Source organism: Streptomyces sp. NPDC102279 (assembly GCF_044766365.1).
In the GTDB taxonomy this organism is placed as follows: domain Bacteria; phylum Actinomycetota; class Actinomycetes; order Streptomycetales; family Streptomycetaceae; genus Streptomyces.
Genome location: NZ_JBIWLU010000016.1, coordinates 106,998 through 124,940 on the forward strand (window position 1 = coordinate 106,998; position 17,943 = coordinate 124,940).

The window sequence follows — 17,943 nt, forward strand, 5'->3', positions numbered from 1 at the left end:
GCCTCTGCGGCCTTCACGCGGCGCACCGATCCTGCTGCCCAGGGCGCAGGCGTGTCAACTATCGTGGCATTTGGCGCTTGTTGACGGCTGAATCTCGCCACAGTTGTGGCGAGACCTGGATGTGAGTTCGAGCAAGGGGCTACGCTCCGCATGGTCCCCGGTCTTCGCGCCGGGACGCGTCCTGGCCTTCGCGTCCGGATGGTTCCCGACCTTCGTGAGAGCGACCTGAGAGAGACGTAGGAGATCTGTCGGTGACGGATGGCTTCGAGGTTCCGGGCGCCACGGCGACGGTTCTGCTGCAGGCCGTCGTGGCCCGGGTCACCACACTCGCCGACCGGCTCGGCGTGCAGCACGCCGAGGTCTTCGACGTCCGGCGGCTGTCGGCCGAATCCGGTGTTCCCGAGCCCGTGGTCAAGACCCTGCTCGGCGGCCGCCCCGCCGGTGAACCCGACCTGCAGGCCCGCTTTTTGCAACGACTCGACCTGCTGCGCCGCACCCGGCTCAAGCCCAACGGGCGCCGCCACACCCAGCAGGAGATCGCGGACGGCGCCGGAATGTCGCGCCAGCAGGCGGGCGCCCTCATCAACGGCGACCGGCGCCCCACCATGGAGCACTGCGACGCCATCCAGCGATTCTTCCGCGTGCACGCCGGATTCCTGACCGCGGAGGACTCCGAAGCGCTCGTGGGCGCCCTCCAGCGATCCGAGCAGGAACTCCTGCAGCGACTCGCCGACCGCGAACGGGCGGCGGCCACCGTCACCGCGGCCGATCCGCTGGAGCGGCTGCTCCTCGATCACGGAGTCCGCGGAATCGCCTGGCGGGCCGCTCAGTTGCCCACCGACCAGCACCGGGACAAGGTCGCCGAGTGGCTGGACATGCTCCTGGAGAGCGTCAAGCGGCCAGAGTCGTGAGCCGGGGGAGATCCGTGGGCATCGGAAGGGACATGCGACGTCTGTGCGGCGAGCTGGTCGCGGAGCTGTCGCTCCCGGCACCGGCGGCACCCGCCGACCTCTACGCGGCGCTGTGCGGCGCGATGAGCAGACGCCGCGGCCGTCCCGTCCGGTTCCGCACGGCTTCCTTCCCGCCCGGCACCGCCAGCGGCCTGTGGCTCGACATGGCCGAGCAGGACCTCGTCGTCATCGAGGAACGCACCGCGCCGGACCACCAGTTGGTCATCCTCGGCCACGAACTGTGGCACATGAAGGCCGGCCACTGCAGTCATCACGTCGGGGGCGCCGCCGTCGCGGCACGCTTACTGAGCGAGGGCGCCGACCTCCGGGCGACCGTCCTCAAGGTGGCCGCCCGTACCCGCTTCGACCTCGCCGACGAGAAGGAGGCCGAGAGCTTCGGTCTGCTGCTCGCCAGCAAGTGCCGTACCTGGCTGGCGGGTTCGTCACTGCGCGGCCCGGTGCAGCGTGACGGGCTGGCGGGCCGCATCGAGGCGTCCCTGGGCTACCGCGGACCGCGGGGCTGAAGGTCCCGCGACCATGGACGGATCCAGCTACTACATCCCCGCCGTCGCCATGGGCGCCGCCCTCACCTTCAAGGGGCCCGCGCTGCTGCGCGGCTGGCGCGATCCTCTGCTGCGTGCCGTGGGCGTCCTGCTGGCTCTCGCGGGGCTGGTCTTCCTCTTCGCCGCCCCGCCGACCATCGCCGCCGTCAACGACGCCACCGGGATACCGAACATCTCCGGTCCCCTGGTCTACTGCCTGTTGAGCGCCTTCAGCGCCTCCTGTCTGGTGCTGATCATCAACTGGCGCGGCGGACCGCCCGAGGTGACCCGACGTCTCACCCGCCGCTGGATCCTCGGCTACACGATGGTCGGCGTGGCCCTGATCGCGCTGTTCGTCCTGGGTGAGGCGCCCGTCGAACGGCTGCGCGATCTCGACACCTACTACGCCAACACCCCGTTCATCCGCGAAATGATCGTGCTCTACCTCGTGTCGCTGTCCGTCGCGGGGATCGCGATGAACGTCATGTGCTGGCGCTGGGCCGCGCAGGTCCGCGGCCGGCTGCGCGCCGGACTGGTGATCATCGCGCTCGGCTCCCTGTTCAACATCCCCTACTCGGCAGCCAAGTTCGCCGCCGTGGTGGCCCGCTGGAACGGCGGCGACCTGGACGGCCTGAGCACCAACGTGGCACCCGTCCTGGCCTCGGCCGGTGCCCAGCTCACCGCGGTCGGCTTCTGTGTGCCGCTGGCCTGCCGGCGCATCGGGGACAGCTGGAACACCTGGTCGACCTACCGACTGCTCGGGCCGCTGTGGCGGGAACTGCGCCCGGTCGCCGCCCCGGAGGACCGCGCGGTGCGCATCTCCTGGTGGTCGCCCGCCGAACTCCAGGTCACACAGCGCGAGTCCGACATCCACGACGGCATGCTCAGCCTCTATCCGTACTTCGACTCCGCCCTGCGCTCCCGGGCCTACGACGCCGCGGTCGCCGCCGGCTCCTCCCCCGGCGACGCGCAGGCAGAGGCCGACGCCGCGATGGTGACGGCCGCGGTGCGCGCGCGGGCGGCCGACCCCGACGGCAGGGTCATCAGCACGGTGGACGCGTCCATCGCGCAGGGCGCCGCGGACACCTCGTCCGTGCACAGCGACGGTCCACGTGATCTCGTCCGCATGTCGATCGCGCTGCGCGAGTCGGCGGTCGTGGCGGCGGCACGCGGCCGGGCCGGGGACGCGGGCTGCCCCGCCGACCCGGCGATCGAGTCCGCGGGGACGGCCGGGGCCGCCGCCGCCGACAAGGGCCGCGGCGCCTGACCGCGACCCGGCTCAGGTGGCGCTGCGTTCGCTCGCCTCACGCAGATCCCTCTCCAGCGCACGGTTCCTGGCGCTGTCCGGCTCCCCCGCCGCCGTGCCCGGGCGTCCGGCGCGCAGCAGTTCGCGCCAGTGCTCGCGGCTCCAGTCGGCGGGACGCGTACCGGTCGTGAACTCCTCGACCAGGGCGAGGAAGCGGGCCGGATCACTGTGGAACGGGAAGTGGCCGGCGCCCTCGAAGATCTCCAGCCGGCTGCCCGGCATGGCCTCGTGGGCACCGTAGGCGTGCCGCACCGGCACCACACTGTCCCGGTCGCCCCACAGGAGCATGGTGGGCATGCCCTCGGTGAGGTAGCAGCGGTCGAGCATGGTGACCGCCTGGCCGCGCCAGTCGACGACGGCACGCAGGGTCCGGATGAACGCGCTGCGGGACGTCGTGTCGGGCAGCGCGTCCACCAGGTTCAGCAACTCCGGTGCGTCCTGGCCCAGATCGGTGTCGAGCAGCCGCATCAGGCGCAGGAAGAGCCCCACCTGAAGGCGCATGCCGGGCAGTTGCAGGGAGGAGAGCACGAGATGCGCGCCGGGCAGGGAGACGGCGCGCAGGACGGGGTTGACCTCGCCGCCGACACCGCCCGCGCTCACGAGGATCAGCCGCTCGGTGCGTTCGGGGAACTGGTACGCGAACTGCATCGCCACTCCCCCGCCCAGCGAGTGCCCGACCAGCGTGGCGGACTCGATGTCGAGGGTCGTCAGCAGATCGCGCACGCCGTTGGCGTAGGCGGCCACCGAGTAGTCGGCGCGCGGCTTGTCGGACGCGCCGTGGCCGAGGAGGTCGGGTGCGATCACCGTGTGGCTGCGGGCGAGGTCGGGGATCAGGTCGGCCCAGGTGGCGGAGGAGTCACCGATGCCGTGGATCAGGACGAGCGCCGGGCCCTCGCCGGCCATCCGGTACGCGCGCCGGTAGCCGTGCACGACGCGGTGACGCAGGCGCAGTTCCGCGTCGTTCACGGACCGCAGCCGAGGGGTGCGCCGGGGCTGCGGGGGTGGTGAGTCGTCCACGGGCCGGCCTCCCCGTTCCGGGCCACCGCGAGGGCGGCCGACGCAGTTCACGAGCCGTCGGGAAGACGGCTCCGAGGCCGTGCGGTGGGCGGCCCTCAGCTCTTCTGTCCAGCGTAGGGCCCCTGTCACACAAGGGATTTCCGTGAGGTTTCGCCTCCGCTAAGCGGGCGAACCTGCGCGGACCGAAACCGGATTGTCAGTGGTGGACGGCAAGCTGGGTCCAGGACCAGTGTCACGACAAGCCGACCGGGAGAGCCGTCCGATGCCGACCGCCGTACTGACCGAACACGAACGCGCCGCCGTGCAGGCCTATCTCCGTCTCCTCCAGACGGTTCGAGCAGCGTTCGACGGCCCGCCGGACGGGGGCCGACCACCCATGGTGCCGCCGGCCGTCCTCGCCGAGGCGGAGCGGGCGCTGGCGGCGGCAGGACTCGCGGGCAACGAGGAGGAGTTCTTCCGGCTGCTGCAGGCGTGGTGCCCCGAGCCGGGCTGGTCGTGAGCTACTGCGGGGGCCGGGTCGGGGTGTGGGGTCCGGTCCCCGGAGCGGGGGCGGGACCAGGACCCGGGCCGGGGCTGGGATCAAGGCGGGGGCCGGGATCGCGGCGGGGGCGGGGGCCGGGGGCCGGGATGGTGTTCGGCGGCAGGGCGGGAGTCCGGCCACGGCCTTCGCCCGCGCCTGCGCCCGCATCTGGGCCTGCGCCCGCGCCGGGAGATTGGCCGGGAGGCCGGTGGATCTCGGCGCCGTGACGTGCCCGGAGCGACGCTCCTCCGGCGAGGCTGTCGTCGAGGAACGCGGACAGTTCGGAGAGCGCGTCCAGGGCCCGTTGGAGCGCTGGACGCCGCTCACCGTGCGCGACGGCGATCAGGAACCAGATGAGGGGATCGGCCCACACCCTGCGCTCGGGCTCCGCCAGCAGGTCGCAGAACTCCCGGTAGCTGCGCAGCCGTCCCTCGGGTTCGAGGAGGGCGTCCGTGCCGATGCTGGACTGCGTCGCGTAGTAGATCTCGCAGGCGGCGAAGGCCGCGTGCACCTTCTGCAACAGGCCGGGCAGCCGCGTGTCGTCGTTCCCGGCCAGCCGCAGGAACGGCAGGTCGTGACGGGTTCGGGTCATCTGTGCGAACAGGCAGGCGATCATCCACACGCTGGACCCGAGGACGACACCCTTCCCTGCGAACCAGACGGCGCCCTCGCCCTCCATCTCCCGCGGCTCGGTGAGGACCTGCGCGGGCGGGTAGCAGCCGTGGTGTTCCACGGAGGTGGCGTAGAGGGAGAGCCGGTGGTGCACCTCGGCGGTGTGCCAACGGAGAGGGTTGAGGTACGCCATGGTCCGGGTCTCCCGCTGGACGCGCTCGCTGTCGCGCCGTTGCTGCCGGCTGGACAGCCACGCGAGCGTCAGGGAGACGGCACCCGAGGTCACCGCGGAGACCAGGGTCACGGAGAGGGCGTCCACGTGGCTGCCTCTTTCGCACGGGATCGGTCGACGAGGTGGGTCGGCGGCATGGTGACCGGCGTCCGGGGAAGTCACGGCGGGGCGGTCCTGGGGAGCCGACGCCCGGATGCGGCCGTGGCGCACTTCCCGCGCCCGCCTCGTGGCTCGACCGCACGACCTCGGTTCACGACCGGCCGCCGAACTGCCAGAGGTGAACCTCGACTTCGGTGTAACGGTCAGCGGCGGACCGGTCGGCCGTGAGGACCGCACGAGCGGCGTCGGGATCCGGCGCGCGCACCAACGCGGCCGTCCCCAGCCAGGTGCGCCCGTCGTCGGACAGCAGGGGCCCGTACGCGATCAACTCGTCGCGCTCGGTGGGAGGAACCGGATCGGGACCCTCGAAGGCGTCGGCCTCCCGCCCCTCGCCGAGGCCGAGCACCAGGTAGCGCGTGCCGCCGGTCCGGCCGCCGGGGAAGTCCCACATGGTGCGCCCCAGCAGGTTCCGCCACCGGCGCAGCATCACGTCCCGGTACACGCCCGCCTGATAGCCCGGCTCGTCGAACGCGAACGCGCGGGCGGCACGCACGTCCGGCAGGTCGACGATGTGCACGCTGCCGGTGGGAACGTCGTCCTCACCGGCTCCGGCGAGGGTCGGTCCGCGAGCGATCATCTCCTTCGCGTACCCGTCCATGTAGGACCAGTGGTCCTCCAACAACTCGTCGCGCAGCGCCAGGGAACCGGCCCGGTCGCGGTGATAGCAGAAGAACTCCATGACCACACTCTGTACCACCGGACACCCGGCCGCCCCGGACGGGGAAAGGCCGGACGCGAACCCGATACGGACGAACACGGAGACTCACCGGGAAGCGACGCGAACGGGACCGGAGAAGACCCCGGCCCCGCTGTGCCTTGCCCGGTGATACGGCTTCGGCGGACCGCCCGCGCTGCTGAACGCCTCCGCGGTGACCGAGGTGGCGCGTGACCTCGCCGGCGTACACCGCTCAGCCGATCGAGGCCCAGTTCTTCCAGTACGTCGAATCTCCCGCCGGGACACGGTTCTTGAAGGTGCCCGTGCCTGTACCCGTGTTGAGCCAGAGGTTGTTCGAGGTGTCGCGGGAGACGAGGTCGTTCTTGCCGTCGCCGTCGATGTCGCCCGCGCCGATGACGTCCTTGTAGGTCCGTCCCCAGTCCGCGAACACCCGGACACGGTCCTTGAGCTTGCCGGTGCGGGTGCCGTCGTAGCGGTAGAGCGTGCCTGCGCGGTCGAGGGCGAGGACGTCGCCGAGGCCGTCGCCGTTGAGGTCTCCGGCGCCGATGACCCGCTGGTAGCCGGTCCAGGCGGAGCGGATCCTCACCCGGGGGAGGAAACCGTCGGTGCCGTTGTGGGCGTAGAGGTAGAGATCACCGGAGGCCTTGTCACGGGCCAGCAGGTCGGGGCGGCCGTCACCGGTCTGGTCGCCGCTGGAGAGCAGGGTGTCGTAGGCACTCCAGTCCCGGGACAGACGCCGGTAGGGGGAGTCGGACGAGGGCAGGCCGCCGCAGACGGGGGTGTAGAGGCGGGTCTCGCCCCCCGGCAGCCGCACGACGAGGTCGTTGCAGCGGTTGCCGTCGAAGTCGCCGAACGGCACGACACGGGCCGCGGCCGGCCAGGGACGCGCCTGGAAGGTGAGGAGCGGGTTCCCCGCGTCCTGCGTGAACAGGTTCAGGGTGTCCCCGGCCCCGGTGCCCAGGATGTCCGAGCGGGTGCTGTCGGCGTAGTCGTGCCACTTGGGCAGCGAACGGGTGGCCGTCGTCGCGGTGAACACCGCACGACCGGAGCCGTCGTCCGCCGACTGGGTCCAGACCGCCACGGGGCGCCCCGCGGAATCGGTGGTGACTCGGCCGAGACTGGTGGTCCCGTTCGTCAGGGAGTTGAGGGTGCGGGGCTTGGAGGTACTGCCCACCCCGACCGTCTGGGCGACGAAGTCCCGGCGGACCGTGCGGCTCGAGACGTAGCGCTTCTGCGTGTACGTGACGACGACCGAGCCGTCCGCGGTCCGCGCGCCGGCGACCGAGTCGTCCTCGGTGGAACGGGCGAGGTCCTGTGCGCCGGTCCAGCCTCCACCGGCGGCGACGCGCGTGGCCACGGCCGGGCCGCCGGTCCCTGAACCGACCGCCGTGACGTCGCCGTTCGCCGCGGTGAGGAGTTCGGCGGGCCGGGAGTGGTTCGCGTAGATTCCGGTGCTCTCGGCCGGACCCCAGTCGGCGGCCCCGGCCGGTTTGCGGGAGTACTCGCCGCCGGACGCCAGCTGGAAGCCGCCCTGCGGGTGGGCGGCCAGCGTGACCAGGCGCGGCTTGTCCCCCAACTGCGGCAGCGTCCGCGGCGCGGACCAGGACGACGACCCGGCGGACTTCTCCAGGTAGCGGTAGTGCCATTGGTAGGCCGTCGGATCGGGGTCGACGCCGTCGCCGGTGTAGTAGCTGTCCCCGCCCCAGATCACTCCCACGGCACCGTCCTTGGCGACGGCGAGGCGCAGGTCCCGCAGGTGGTAGTCGTAGACGTTGTCGGGCCTGACGATCGGCTCCGGGAGCCGGTCGAGGGGCGCGGGCACGGACCAGGCCCCCTGCGGACCCGAGCGGTCGACGACGGTCAGCCGGTGGTCCCGGTCCATCCAGGCGACAGCCTGGCGTCCGGTGGGTCCGGCGGCCAACGCGACGACGTCCGTTCCGGCGTAGTAGCCGTCGGTCGCCGAGGTGCCCGTCGCGACGTTCTCGGCCGGACCGAAGGCGGTGGCGTCGGGCGCCATCCTGGACATCCGGAGTGTCCCGGTCGTGGCGTTCGCGGCCTTCTCCCACCACAGGAGCGTCAGGGCACCGTCGTCCGTGCGGTGGAGTGTGGCACCGGGCGCGGGCTCCGCGGCCTGCCAGGTGCCGCTGCCGGCGGGACGCACCGAGAGCACGGTCTTCGCGCCCTGCCTGAAGAGGCCGGCCAGGGTGCCGTTGCGGGTCGACTCGAGGTCCAGCACGTCGGTGACACCGGTCAGCTGCTTCGGCGCCGTCCACGGGCCGACCCCGACGGCGGTGGCCGAAGCGGTGGCCGACGCCGCAGGAGCGGCTGCCATGCCCGGTGTGGTGATCGCCAGCGCGAACACGGGTATCAGGGCGCTGCCCAGAAACGCACGAGACTGCATGATCATGTGGAAGGCCCCCCCGGGCTTGACGCCATGAAATCAGCCGCAGCGTATATCACCCGCGATCATGGAAGTACGGGCACCCGTCCGCTGCCGAGGCGGCAACCGCGCAGTTCACCGGCCTCTTCAGCGATGACGGCTCAGCCGTACCGCCTGTCTCGTCAGTGTCGTGTCACGCGCCGCGGGTGATGTGCGCGACCGGCCGCCCCCGCGCGGCCTGACATGGTCGTTCAACGCCGGGTCGCAGGCGTCCACATGTACGGCGTTGCCGTCGTCGCGGGACGGAAGCCCAGGCGTTGCAGGGTGGGGGCGCTGTCGCGGGACGCGTCGACGTGCAGGTGTTCGGCGCCCCGGGCCAGGGCCAGTCGGGCTCGGGCCGCGATGAGGGCGCGGTAGATTCCGCGGCCGCGCCAGGGCGGGACGGTCGTGCCGCCGCGGAGGCCGGCGAAGGTGCCGCCGGGGGTGAGGAGGAGCCATGCGGCGGAGACGACCTCGCCGTCCGCCTCGGCGACGAAGACGGCCATGTCGTCGGGTGCCGCCGCGATCTGCCCGGTCAGGAAGGCGTGGAGGGGGCGCCAGTCCATGTCCCACACGGCCGCTTCCATCTTCGCGATCCGGCGGATGTCGGGCTCCGCCGCGACGCGTCGCAGGGCGACTCCCTCGGGGACCCGCGGCTCCGTCGCCAGGTCCGCCGCACGGCCGATCAGCACCGTCTGGGTGGGACCGGGAACGAAGCCCGCCGCGCGCAGGCGGGCGCCGAGGTCGGCCGGTCCGTCGTGGCCGCGGATCTTCCACTCGACGGCCTCGCCCCGTGCGGCGAAGTGGTCCCGCTGCCGGGTGATCAGCCGGTCCAGATCCGGGCCGACCGGCCCCAGGTCGCGGGGGCCGATGACGAAGCCGCAGAAGTGACCGACCACCCGGTGCAGGGGCCCGTCCGCCTCCCATCGCACTCCGGTGGGGAGCGCGCGCGGAACGCCCCGCATCTGCGCGTCGTACACGGCCAGCAGTGCCTCGATGTCGTCCGTCACGGTGTCGAGCGTACGGAGGCCTGTTCCGTTCCCGCCCGTCCCTTCCCGGCACCCTCCGCCGCGGCGAGACCGGGCATCCCCATTCCGGAGCAACTCCCCTGTCGTGTCACGCCTTTCGTGCCGCTGGAGCGCGCGGGACCGACACCGCTGTGCCCACCAGGTCGCCCCTCAGCATCCAGCGGCCGTCGAAGGACGCGACGGGGCGTCCGTCCACCACCGGTCCGGGGACGAGGAGTTGGGCCCGGAAGCGCCCCGTGAGGGGGTCGGACGCGGTGGCGCCGGGCCCTGTCGGCGTGACGGAGATGTCGATGTCCGCCTCGGAGAAGTCCAGCCACTCGCCGGTGAGGGGGAACCACGCCTTGTAGACCGACTCCTTGGCGCTGAAGAGGAGGCGGTCCCAGTGCACGGCGGGGGTTCGGGCCCGCAGGCGGGTGAGGCGGGCCGACTCGGCGGGCAGGGCGATGGCTTCGAGGACACCGGCCGGCAGCCCCTGGTGGGGTTCGGCGTCGATGCCGAGCGAGGCGAGATCCGCGGCACGGGCGAGCGCGGCGGCGCTGTAGCCGTCGCAGTGGGTCATGCTGCCGACCAGACCGGCCGGCCACTGCGGGGCGCCGCGCTCGCCGGGCAGCACGGGCGCCGGGGGGACGCCCAGCTTCTCCATGGCACGCCGTGCGCAGAAGCGCACGGTCGCGAACTCGCGCCGCCGCTTCGCCACGGCGCGGGTCAGGAGCGCCTGCTCCTCGGGGTACAGCGGCGCGGCCTCGGCCTCGTCACCGTGGCTCTCCACGGCCACCACCGACTCCGGGAGCAGTTCCTCCATCACCGGCTTTGACCTCCATCGGCAGAATGCGGCGCAGCGTGCCCGGCTGTCCCGGACGCTTGCGCCATTCTCGCGGGTAACCCACCGAGACCTCTTCGAAGCGCACACCCTCGTGCCAGGTGGTCCGGGGGATGTGCAGATGTCCGTAGACCATGGTCTCGACGCGGAACCGGCGGTGCCAGTCGGCGGTCGCGGTCGTGCCGCACCACATGGCGAACTCGGGGTAGCGCAGGATGTCCATCGGGTGGCGGTCCAGCGGATAGTGGTTGACGGGGACGACCGGGAGGCCGTCGGGGAGTTCGGCGAGCCGGCGTTCGGTCTCGGCGACCCGGGCCCGACACCAGGCCTCGCGGCTCGGGTAGGGGTCGGGGTGGAGCAGGTATTCGTCGGTGCAGACGACCCCGGTCTCATGGGCGTAGGCCAGGCCCTGGTCCTTGTCGGCGCAGCCCGCCGGCAGGAACGAGTAGTCGTAGAGGAGGAAGAGCGGGGCGACGACGGCCGGGCCGCCGGGGCCGTCCCAGACGGGGTAGGGGTCCTCGGGGGTCACGACGCCCGACTCCCGGCACAGCGCGACCAGATGGTCGTAGCGGGCGACGCCCCGGAGCTGGACGGAGTCCTTCGGATGGGTCCACAGCTCGTGGTTGCCGGGGACCCAGACGACCTTGCGGAAGCGGCCGGCGAGTGTCTCCAGGGCCCAGCGGATGTCGTCGACGATCTCGCCGATGTCACCGGCCACCAGGAGCCAGTCCCGGTCCGTCTCCGGGCGCATCCGTTCGACTATGGCGCGGTTCTCGGGATAGCCGATGTGCAGGTCGCTGATGGCGAGCAGGTTCCCGTCACCGCCGTCGATCGGCCGCACGCGCTACCCCCGAGGAACCGTGGACATCGGACGGCAACACAAGAACACAGCGGCCGCCGGGGGACAAGGAGGCGCCGGCCTGGGAGGCCTGCCGGAAGATCGGTGAATCCGTAACATCCCTGTAGCAGCAGAGGGGTTCCGTGCCCCCTATGATCGCCCCAACACCACCGTCTCGAACCGGCCTTGGCCCATGACGGCTGGGTGTACCTCCCCTACCCCTGGCCGGGCTCGGCCTGCTCCGCCGTGCCCGGAAACCGTAAAGGTGGCTTGCATGGGCTCTCGCGTACGCGTCTGGCTCAACCGCACGTACGCGGAGAACGTGTTCTTCATCGATCAGCTGCGAAGTAATCCGCAGCATCGTGCGGTCGAGGTCCATGCCACCCACGGTGACGCCGACTCCCCCGTCCTGGCCGCGGCGGACACCGCCGAGCCGGAGCCGGACGGCCTGTCGCCGCGCGCCTACGTCGAGTACGCGCTCGACCTCTGCGCCCGGCGCTCGATCGACGTGTTCGTGCCGGTCCTGCACCAGGCGGCGATCGTGGCGCAGCGCGCGGAGTTCGCCGCCGTCGGCACGGCGCTGCTGGCGCCGCCCGCGGAGGCGGTCGCGGTCTTCCACGACAAGGCCACCGCGTACCAGGCGGTGGAGTCCGTGGGTGTGCCGGTGCCTCCGTGGTGGCGGGTACGGACGGAGGACGAGCTGGTCACCGCGGTCGAGTCGCTGGAGGCGGCGGGTCAGCGGGCCTGCTTCAAGCCGGCCGCGGGAGCGGGCGGGGTGGGCTTCCGTGTCATCACCCGCACGCCGTTCTCCCTCATGCATCTGAACGGTTTTCCCAGCGCGTACGTCCCTCTCGACCTGGTCGTGGAGGCGCTGCGCGCGGCCGAGGAGCCCGTCGACTGGCTGGTGATGCCGCACCTCGGGCAGCCCGAGGTGTCGGTGGACTGCCTGACAGGGCCCGACGGCCGGGTGCGCATGGCGATCGGGCGGACCAAGAACGGGCGCCGTCGCGGCTTCACACTGCACCCCTCCTGGATCGAGCCGGCGCGGCTGCTCGCGGAGGCGTTCGGGCTGAAGCACCTGTCGAACATCCAGTTCCGGATGTACGGCGACCAGCCGGTCCTGATGGACGTCAACACCCGTCCTGCGGGCGGGCTGCACCAGCTCGCGCAGTGCGGGGTGAACGCCCCGTGGGCGGCTGTTCAGTTGGCGCTGGGTGAGGAGACGGGCGACATCGTTCCGCCGTTCCTCGCGCAGGACTACACGGTGGTGTCGGGGCCGCGTCCGGTGCGTCCGGTGTCGCTGCCGCACCAGCGGACGGCGGCGGACGCGGCGATGCCCACGCTCCCGGCCGTGCCGGCCCAGCCCACGGACTCCCCGTCCGGCCCGCACGGGACGGCCTCCGCGCACCCGACGGGATCCACGGCGTCCTCACCGGTCGGCCACGCGAACGCGTCGGCCTCGACGGCCGCCGCCCCGGCGGGAAGCGCCGCCACCGCGCCGGCCTAGTACGGTGCCGGCGAACGCGTACCGGGCCGACCGCCGGATCGAACGCCGGCGGACTTGCAGGTTCCCGGCATGAGCGGTGACGGCGGGGCACGGATCCGGTTCGCGCGGGAGGCGGACGCGGCCGTGATCGCGCGCGTCCACATGGCCTCGCGGTCGGCGACCATGCCGTATCTGCCTCCGCAGAAGCGGGGCCACGAGCAGGTCACCCGTTGGGTCCGGGACGTCCTGCTCAAGGAGTGCCGCATGTGGGTCGCGGTGTGCGATGCGGAGGTCGTCGGCTACGCGGCCCTGGAGGGCGACATGCTCGAACACCTCTATCTGCGCCCGGACGTCCGGCGACGTGGCGTCGGCACGCTCCTGCTCGACGAGGTGCGGCGGCACACTCCTGACGGGGTGTCCCTCCACGTCTTCCGGCAGAACACCGACGCCCGCGCGTTCTACGAGCGGCACGGTTTCAGCGTCATCGAGAGCGGCGACGGTGACCGCAACATGGAGAACCTGCCCGACCTGACGCTCCGCTGGACACCGGAGGACAGGCGGCGATGAACCGGCTCTCGCCGGGACCTCAGCCCGCCGCGCGTTCGGCCCGGGGGCGGCGGCGCGGGGGCGCGGATTCCAGGGCGGGCGGCACGTAGTTCTGGTCGAGGGTGCCGACGTCGGTGCCCGGCGGGACGATCTCGTCGATGCGGTCCAGGACGTCGTCGCCGAGGACGATCGAGGCCGGCGAGGAGGTCGTCGAGATGCTCCGCCGTACGGGGCCCGATGATCGCGCTGGTGACGCCCGGGTGGGCGATGGCGAAGGCCGTGGCGAGGTGGGTCATCGGCAGGCCCGCCTCCGCGGCGAGGGGGACGAGCTGTTCGACGACGTCGATGCGGCGCTCGTCGGTGAGGTGCTTGAACAGGTGCGCGCGGCGCAGGCCGTTCTCCTGGTTCCTGCGGACGCGGCCGGTGAGCAGGCCCTGCGCCAGCGGCCCCCACACCAGGGCGCCCATGCCGTACCGCTGAGTGACGGGCAGGACCTCGCGCTCGATCCCGCGGTTGAGGATGGAGTAGGGCGGCTGCTCGGTGCGGAAGGGCTCCAGGTTCCGGCGTGCCGCGACCCACTGGGCCTCGACGATGTCGGAGGCCGGGGTCGTGGAGGAGCCGATGGCGCGGACCTTTCCGCTGCGGATCAGGTCGGTGAGCGCGGAGAGTGTCTCCTCGACGTCGGTGCCGGGGTCGACGCGGTGGATCTGGTAGAGGTCGATGTGGTCGGTCTGCAGGCGGCGCAGCGAGTCCTCGACCGCGGTCATGATCCAGCGCCGGGAGGCGCCCTGCCGGTTCGGGTCCCGGCCCGTCGGACGGCCCACTGGGGCGACAACGGCCACCCGCCGTTCCTCGACCACTATCACGACGCGGCGCGGGGACACCGGGACTTCGTCTCCCCCATCGATCACAGCCTGGAGGAGTACCTGCGCGGCTGTCCGTTCCGGCTCGAAGAGCGGTGCGAGCCGCGGCCAGGCCAACTCCTGCCAGCACTGCGGTAGTTGATTGAGGTCCCGAAATCCGTTCGGCATCTTGACAGCGCGATTGGTCCATACCAACTTGGTTGCGCACCTCTCTGCACTCCCGAACACCCCATTCCCCAGGGAGATCGCGTGCGCATCACACAGCTCAGACGCTCCAGACACCGCTTCCTCGCCCTCCTCGGCACGGCCGCGCTGGCCCTGGCCGGGGCGGTCGCCCTGCCCGGAACGGCGCAGGCGGCCAACATCCTGACCAACCCCGGCTTCGAGACGGGCAGCCTCTCCCCCTGGTCCTGCTCCGGCAACCTGGGCTCCATCGTCTCCAGCCCCGTCCACGGGGGCGCCAAAGCCCTCGCCGGTGCCGTGAGTTCGAGCGACAACGCGCAGTGCACCCAGACCGTGTCGGTCCAGCCGAACACGACGTACAGCCTCAAGGGCTGGGTCCGCGGCAGCTACGTCTACCTGGGCGTCGACGGCGGTGCCTCGACCTGGACGACGTCCCCGTCGGCGTACAGCCAGCTCAGCGTCTCCTTCACCACCGGCGCCTCGCAGACCAGCGCGAAGATCTACGTGCACGGCTGGTACGCGCAGGGCACCTACTACGCCGACGACATCAGCCTGGACGGTCCGGGCGGTGGCGGCGGCTCCGACACGCAGGCGCCGACCGCGCCCACCGGTCTGACCTCGACCGGCAAGACCTCCTCCAGCGTGTCGCTGTCGTGGGCCGCGTCGAGCGACAACGTCGGCGTCACCGCGTACGACATCTACAGCGGCTCCAACCAGCTGCTCAGCGTGTCGGGCACCAGCGCGACCGTCAGCGGGCTGTCCGCCGGCACCGCCTACACCTTCACCGTCAAGGCGCGGGACGCGGCCGGGAACACCTCCGGCGCCTCCAACTCCGTGAGCGTCACGACGAACTCGGGCAGCGGTGGCGGCACCGGCTTCAAGCAGGCCGCGCCCTACCTGTACGAGGGCTGGGGCGACCCGCCGAACCCGGCCACGGTGATGAACGCGACCGGCGTCAAGTGGTTCACGATGGCGTTCGTCCTGGACTCCGGTGGCTGCACACCGAGTTGGGACAGCAGCCGGCCGCTGACCGGCGGGGTCGACCAGAGCGCGATCAACCAGATCCGTTCCGCGGGCGGTGACATCGTGCCGTCGTTCGGCGGCTGGCAGGGCAGCAAGCTCGGCGCCAACTGCTCCTCGGCGAGCGCACTCGCCGGCGCGCTGCAGAAGGTGATCGACGCCTACGGCCTCAAGGCGATCGACATGGACATCGAGAACACCGACGAGTTCGAGAACGAGGCCGTCCAGGCGAAGATCCTGACCGCGCTGAAGACCGTCAAGGCCAACAACCCCGGCCTGAAGACGATCGTCACCTTCGGCACCTCGACGACCGGCCCGACCTACTACGGCAACCGGCTCATCGAGCAGGCACAGTCCCTGAACGCCAACATCGACGTCTTCACCATCATGCCGTTCGACTTCGGCGGCGGCTCCGACATGTACGGCAACACGGTCAACGCGGCCGAGGGGCTGAAGGCCAAGCTGAAGTCGACCTTCGGCTGGGACGACGCGACGGCCTACTCGCACATCGGCATCTCCGGCATGAACGGTCTGTCCGACCAGCAGGAGACCACCACGCCGGCGATCTGGACACACAACCCTCTTTAGGGGTGGCGTTCTTCGCTACCATCGGCGCATGCCCTACGCGCCCGAGTACCTGCACATGGTCATCCCCGGCGTGACGTTCGAAGCACTCCTCTACGGCCGCAACAGCGACGACGCCATTGGAGAAGGTAGCTCCGTCACCGACCAGCTCGACACCGGCCGCCGCATGTGCGACCGCCACAACTGGCCCGTACGCCGCGAGTTCAGCGACACCGACCTCTCCGCCAGCCGGCACGCGCGCAAGACCCGCGACGACTTCGAGGCGCTGCTCCACTATCTCGCCACCGAGCCCGCCCCGCCTGGCATCCGCAGGATCGTCGTCGCCTTCGAAGCGTCCCGCTACTACCGCGACCTTGAGGCATACGTCCGGCTCCGCGCGGTGTGCATGACCTCGAACTCGCTGCTCTGCTACAACGGGCAGGTCTACGACCTCTCGCGCCGCGACGACCGCAAAGCCACCGCACAGCACGCCATCGACGCGGAGGACGAGGCGGAGGGCATCCGCGACCGGAACGTCCGCACAACGATCTCCCAGGCTCAGGCAGGCATGCCGCACGGCAAGCTCCTGTACGGATACGTCCGCACCTACCAGACCGTCGCCGGCCGCAAGCGGTGCACGGGACAGGTTGAGGACTCCACCCGCGGCCCATTCGTGCTCCAGGCCATGCAGCGCTTCGACGCCGGCCACTCCTTGCGCGCGCTCACTCGGTGGCTCAACTCGCAGCAGGACGCGACGCGGTTGGACGACAAGCCGTGGACGGAGACGTTCGTCCGGTCGATGCTCTTGAACCGGGCCTACCTCGGCGAGCGCATCCACAAAGGCTCCTACCTCCCTGCCACCTGGGAGCCCATCCAGGGGCTGGAGACTCCGGGCGGCCGCGCGATGTTCAACCGGGTCACGGCGACGCTCACGAGTCCGACACGGTTGATGCAGCGCGGGTCGGAGGTCGCACACCTCCTGACCTACCTCGGACTGTGCGGCGAGTGCGGCGATCACGCGGTACTGCGGATCCTCGCCGCGACCCGCACACGGAAGGCCAGCCTGTGCTGCTCGGAGAAGAGCGACACGTCGATCGGCGAGGCCCGCTTGGACGCGTATGTCGAGGAGGCGTTGATCGACTGGTTCACCGACAAGGCGAAGGCCCGCTCCGCACTGGTCCCGGCGGACGACAAGGTCAAGGAGATGGCCGAGACCGCACAGCGGTTGATCAACGCCTACGAGGAACAGCTCACCGAAGCCCGCGCGCTGGCCCAGGACTTCGACGCGGCGACGGGCCGGTTCAAGTTGACCGCAGGCTCGTTGGCTGCGATGGAGTCACGACTGGTGCCGCTGCTGGAGGCGGAGAAGAAGAAGCTCGCCAGCGCCACGGGAGTCTCACCGCTGCTGCTGCGGATGCTGGAGGCCGGGGACCCGCAGACCGTGTGGAACGGGCGGCCCGAGGCGAACGAGCCGGGCCTCACGCTGGACCAGAAACGCCAGGTCATCAAAGAGGTGGTGACGGTGCGGCTGCACAAGGCGGCGGCGTCCGGCCGGCGCCAGTTGGACGATGGCCGCATCCGCCTGTCGTTCTTCGGGGAGCCGGGGTTCAGGGCCCGACGACTCCGTGCTCCCGAGTCCGCTCCGGCTGAGGGTCTGCTCCCGGTGCCGGCGCGGGGAACGGGATGAGGTTGGTGCGCTTCGGCGGCTCAGGCTCCAGCATGCCTGCCCTCTCGAAGAGGACACCAGTCTGGAAGCCCTTGCCCTCGATCTGGAGGCGCTCCTCTTCGAGCTTGGCGTACATCGCTACGCGTTCCGCGGCCAGAGCAGCGGCGTTCTGTGCCCGCTCGGCGGCGAAGTCACGCTGCATGCGCATCGCCTCTGCCTCGTTGGCCGCCTTCAGGGCGATGTAGGTAGCCCTCTCTTCCTCGGTCCGCTCCCGTGCGCGTGCCAGGTTCCCGTGCTCGGCCCGTGTGTCGGTCATCCACCGGTGCGCGAGGCTGACCAGGACGGCGAAGAGTGCGGTGATGGCCAGAGCGGCACCGGCTGCGGCGCGGGCGCCGCTATCTCGGATCGCGCCGTGGGCGCTGAGCACGAGGCCTGCTAGAGCAAGGACTGACCCTGCCGTCGCTGTGGTCCGTGTGCCAATCGTGAGACTCATCCA

The 17,943-nt window shown here is 71.3% G+C and carries 16 protein-coding genes and 1 pseudogene; 8 read left to right on the forward strand and 9 right to left on the reverse strand.

Annotation, left to right across the window (positions count from 1 at the left end):
• Positions 1 to 251 precede the first annotated feature (251 nt).
• From ACIRQH_RS34625 to ACIRQH_RS34635, 3 genes are read left to right on the forward strand one after another with little or no spacing between them, the layout of a single operon-like run.
• Positions 252 to 911 (forward strand): helix-turn-helix transcriptional regulator, encoded by a 660-nt coding sequence (locus ACIRQH_RS34625; protein WP_358820193.1) that lies wholly within the window; start codon positions 252 to 254, stop codon positions 909 to 911.
• A gap of 32 nt (positions 912 to 943) precedes the next feature.
• A complete protein-coding gene (locus ACIRQH_RS34630) occupies positions 944 to 1,474 on the forward strand; it encodes a toxin-antitoxin system, toxin component (protein ID WP_358820192.1) in 531 nt (176 codons plus the stop codon).
• A 13-nt stretch (positions 1,475 to 1,487) separates the two neighbouring features.
• Positions 1,488 to 2,759, forward strand: coding sequence for an MAB_1171c family putative transporter (locus ACIRQH_RS34635; protein ID WP_404228785.1), 1,272 nt, complete (start codon positions 1,488 to 1,490; stop codon positions 2,757 to 2,759).
• A 12-nt stretch (positions 2,760 to 2,771) separates the two neighbouring features.
• Here ACIRQH_RS34635 and ACIRQH_RS34640 read toward each other — a convergent pair whose 3' ends face one another.
• Positions 2,772 to 3,815, reverse strand: a complete 1,044-nt coding sequence (locus ACIRQH_RS34640; RefSeq protein WP_404228787.1) for an alpha/beta fold hydrolase — start codon at positions 3,813 to 3,815, stop codon at positions 2,772 to 2,774.
• A 262-nt stretch (positions 3,816 to 4,077) separates the two neighbouring features.
• Between ACIRQH_RS34640 and ACIRQH_RS34645 the strand changes: the two genes are divergently transcribed.
• Positions 4,078 to 4,314 carry a hypothetical protein gene (locus ACIRQH_RS34645; RefSeq protein WP_081220334.1) on the forward strand — a complete coding sequence of 79 codons (237 nt, stop codon included), beginning with the start codon at positions 4,078 to 4,080 and terminating at the stop codon, positions 4,312 to 4,314.
• A gap of 1 nt (position 4,315) precedes the next feature.
• Here the strand turns inward: ACIRQH_RS34645 and ACIRQH_RS34650 are convergent, their stop codons facing one another.
• The 6 genes from ACIRQH_RS34650 to ACIRQH_RS34675 form a co-directional block, all read right to left on the reverse strand.
• Positions 4,316 to 5,266, reverse strand: a complete 951-nt coding sequence (locus tag ACIRQH_RS34650; protein WP_388934633.1) for a hypothetical protein — start codon at positions 5,264 to 5,266, stop codon at positions 4,316 to 4,318.
• A 163-nt stretch (positions 5,267 to 5,429) separates the two neighbouring features.
• On the reverse strand, positions 5,430 to 6,017 hold the full coding sequence (locus ACIRQH_RS34655; RefSeq protein ID WP_358820188.1) for a YciI family protein: 588 nt from the start codon (positions 6,015 to 6,017) through the stop codon (positions 5,430 to 5,432).
• 229 nt (positions 6,018 to 6,246) lie between these two features.
• Positions 6,247 to 8,415 carry an FG-GAP repeat domain-containing protein gene (locus ACIRQH_RS34660; protein WP_404228791.1) on the reverse strand — a complete coding sequence of 723 codons (2,169 nt, stop codon included), beginning with the start codon at positions 8,413 to 8,415 and terminating at the stop codon, positions 6,247 to 6,249.
• 230 nt (positions 8,416 to 8,645) lie between these two features.
• The gene (locus ACIRQH_RS34665; RefSeq protein ID WP_404229099.1) at positions 8,646 to 9,398 is read right to left on the reverse strand and encodes a GNAT family N-acetyltransferase; all 753 of its coding nucleotides are present in this window, start codon (positions 9,396 to 9,398) and stop codon (positions 8,646 to 8,648) included.
• Between the two features lie 151 nt (positions 9,399 to 9,549).
• Positions 9,550 to 10,266, reverse strand: a complete 717-nt coding sequence (locus ACIRQH_RS34670) for a 4'-phosphopantetheinyl transferase (protein ID WP_388934629.1) — start codon at positions 10,264 to 10,266, stop codon at positions 9,550 to 9,552.
• Positions 10,214 to 11,122 carry a metallophosphoesterase gene (locus tag ACIRQH_RS34675; RefSeq protein WP_358820185.1) on the reverse strand — a complete coding sequence of 303 codons (909 nt, stop codon included), beginning with the start codon at positions 11,120 to 11,122 and terminating at the stop codon, positions 10,214 to 10,216. Before ACIRQH_RS34675 ends, ACIRQH_RS34670 begins: the two co-directional genes overlap by 53 nt.
• Before the next feature lie 271 nt (positions 11,123 to 11,393).
• Between ACIRQH_RS34675 and ACIRQH_RS34680 the strand changes: the two genes are divergently transcribed.
• Positions 11,394 to 12,626 carry an ATP-grasp domain-containing protein gene (locus tag ACIRQH_RS34680; RefSeq protein ID WP_404228794.1) on the forward strand — a complete coding sequence of 411 codons (1,233 nt, stop codon included), beginning with the start codon at positions 11,394 to 11,396 and terminating at the stop codon, positions 12,624 to 12,626.
• 69 nt (positions 12,627 to 12,695) lie between these two features.
• The gene (locus ACIRQH_RS34685) at positions 12,696 to 13,172 is read left to right on the forward strand and encodes a GNAT family N-acetyltransferase (protein WP_388876692.1); all 477 of its coding nucleotides are present in this window, start codon (positions 12,696 to 12,698) and stop codon (positions 13,170 to 13,172) included.
• A gap of 19 nt (positions 13,173 to 13,191) precedes the next feature.
• Here ACIRQH_RS34685 and ACIRQH_RS34690 read toward each other — a convergent pair.
• Positions 13,192 to 13,966, reverse strand: a pseudogene (locus ACIRQH_RS34690) (aldo/keto reductase); the annotation flags it as partial.
• A gap of 297 nt (positions 13,967 to 14,263) precedes the next feature.
• Here ACIRQH_RS34690 and ACIRQH_RS34695 point away from each other — a divergent pair.
• Both ACIRQH_RS34695 and ACIRQH_RS34700 read left to right on the forward strand, forming a co-directional pair.
• Complete coding sequence (locus ACIRQH_RS34695) at positions 14,264 to 15,805, forward strand: carbohydrate binding domain-containing protein (protein WP_404228797.1); 1,542 nt, start codon at positions 14,264 to 14,266, stop codon at positions 15,803 to 15,805.
• A 28-nt stretch (positions 15,806 to 15,833) separates the two neighbouring features.
• Positions 15,834 to 17,468, forward strand: a complete 1,635-nt coding sequence (locus tag ACIRQH_RS34700; protein WP_404228800.1) for a recombinase family protein — start codon at positions 15,834 to 15,836, stop codon at positions 17,466 to 17,468.
• On the opposite strand, the gene ACIRQH_RS34705 is transcribed toward ACIRQH_RS34700, so the two are convergent.
• Positions 17,389 to 17,874 carry a hypothetical protein gene (locus ACIRQH_RS34705; protein WP_404228802.1) on the reverse strand — a complete coding sequence of 162 codons (486 nt, stop codon included), beginning with the start codon at positions 17,872 to 17,874 and terminating at the stop codon, positions 17,389 to 17,391. The genes ACIRQH_RS34700 and ACIRQH_RS34705 overlap by 80 nt on opposite strands.
• Positions 17,875 to 17,943: the final 69 nt, after the last annotated feature.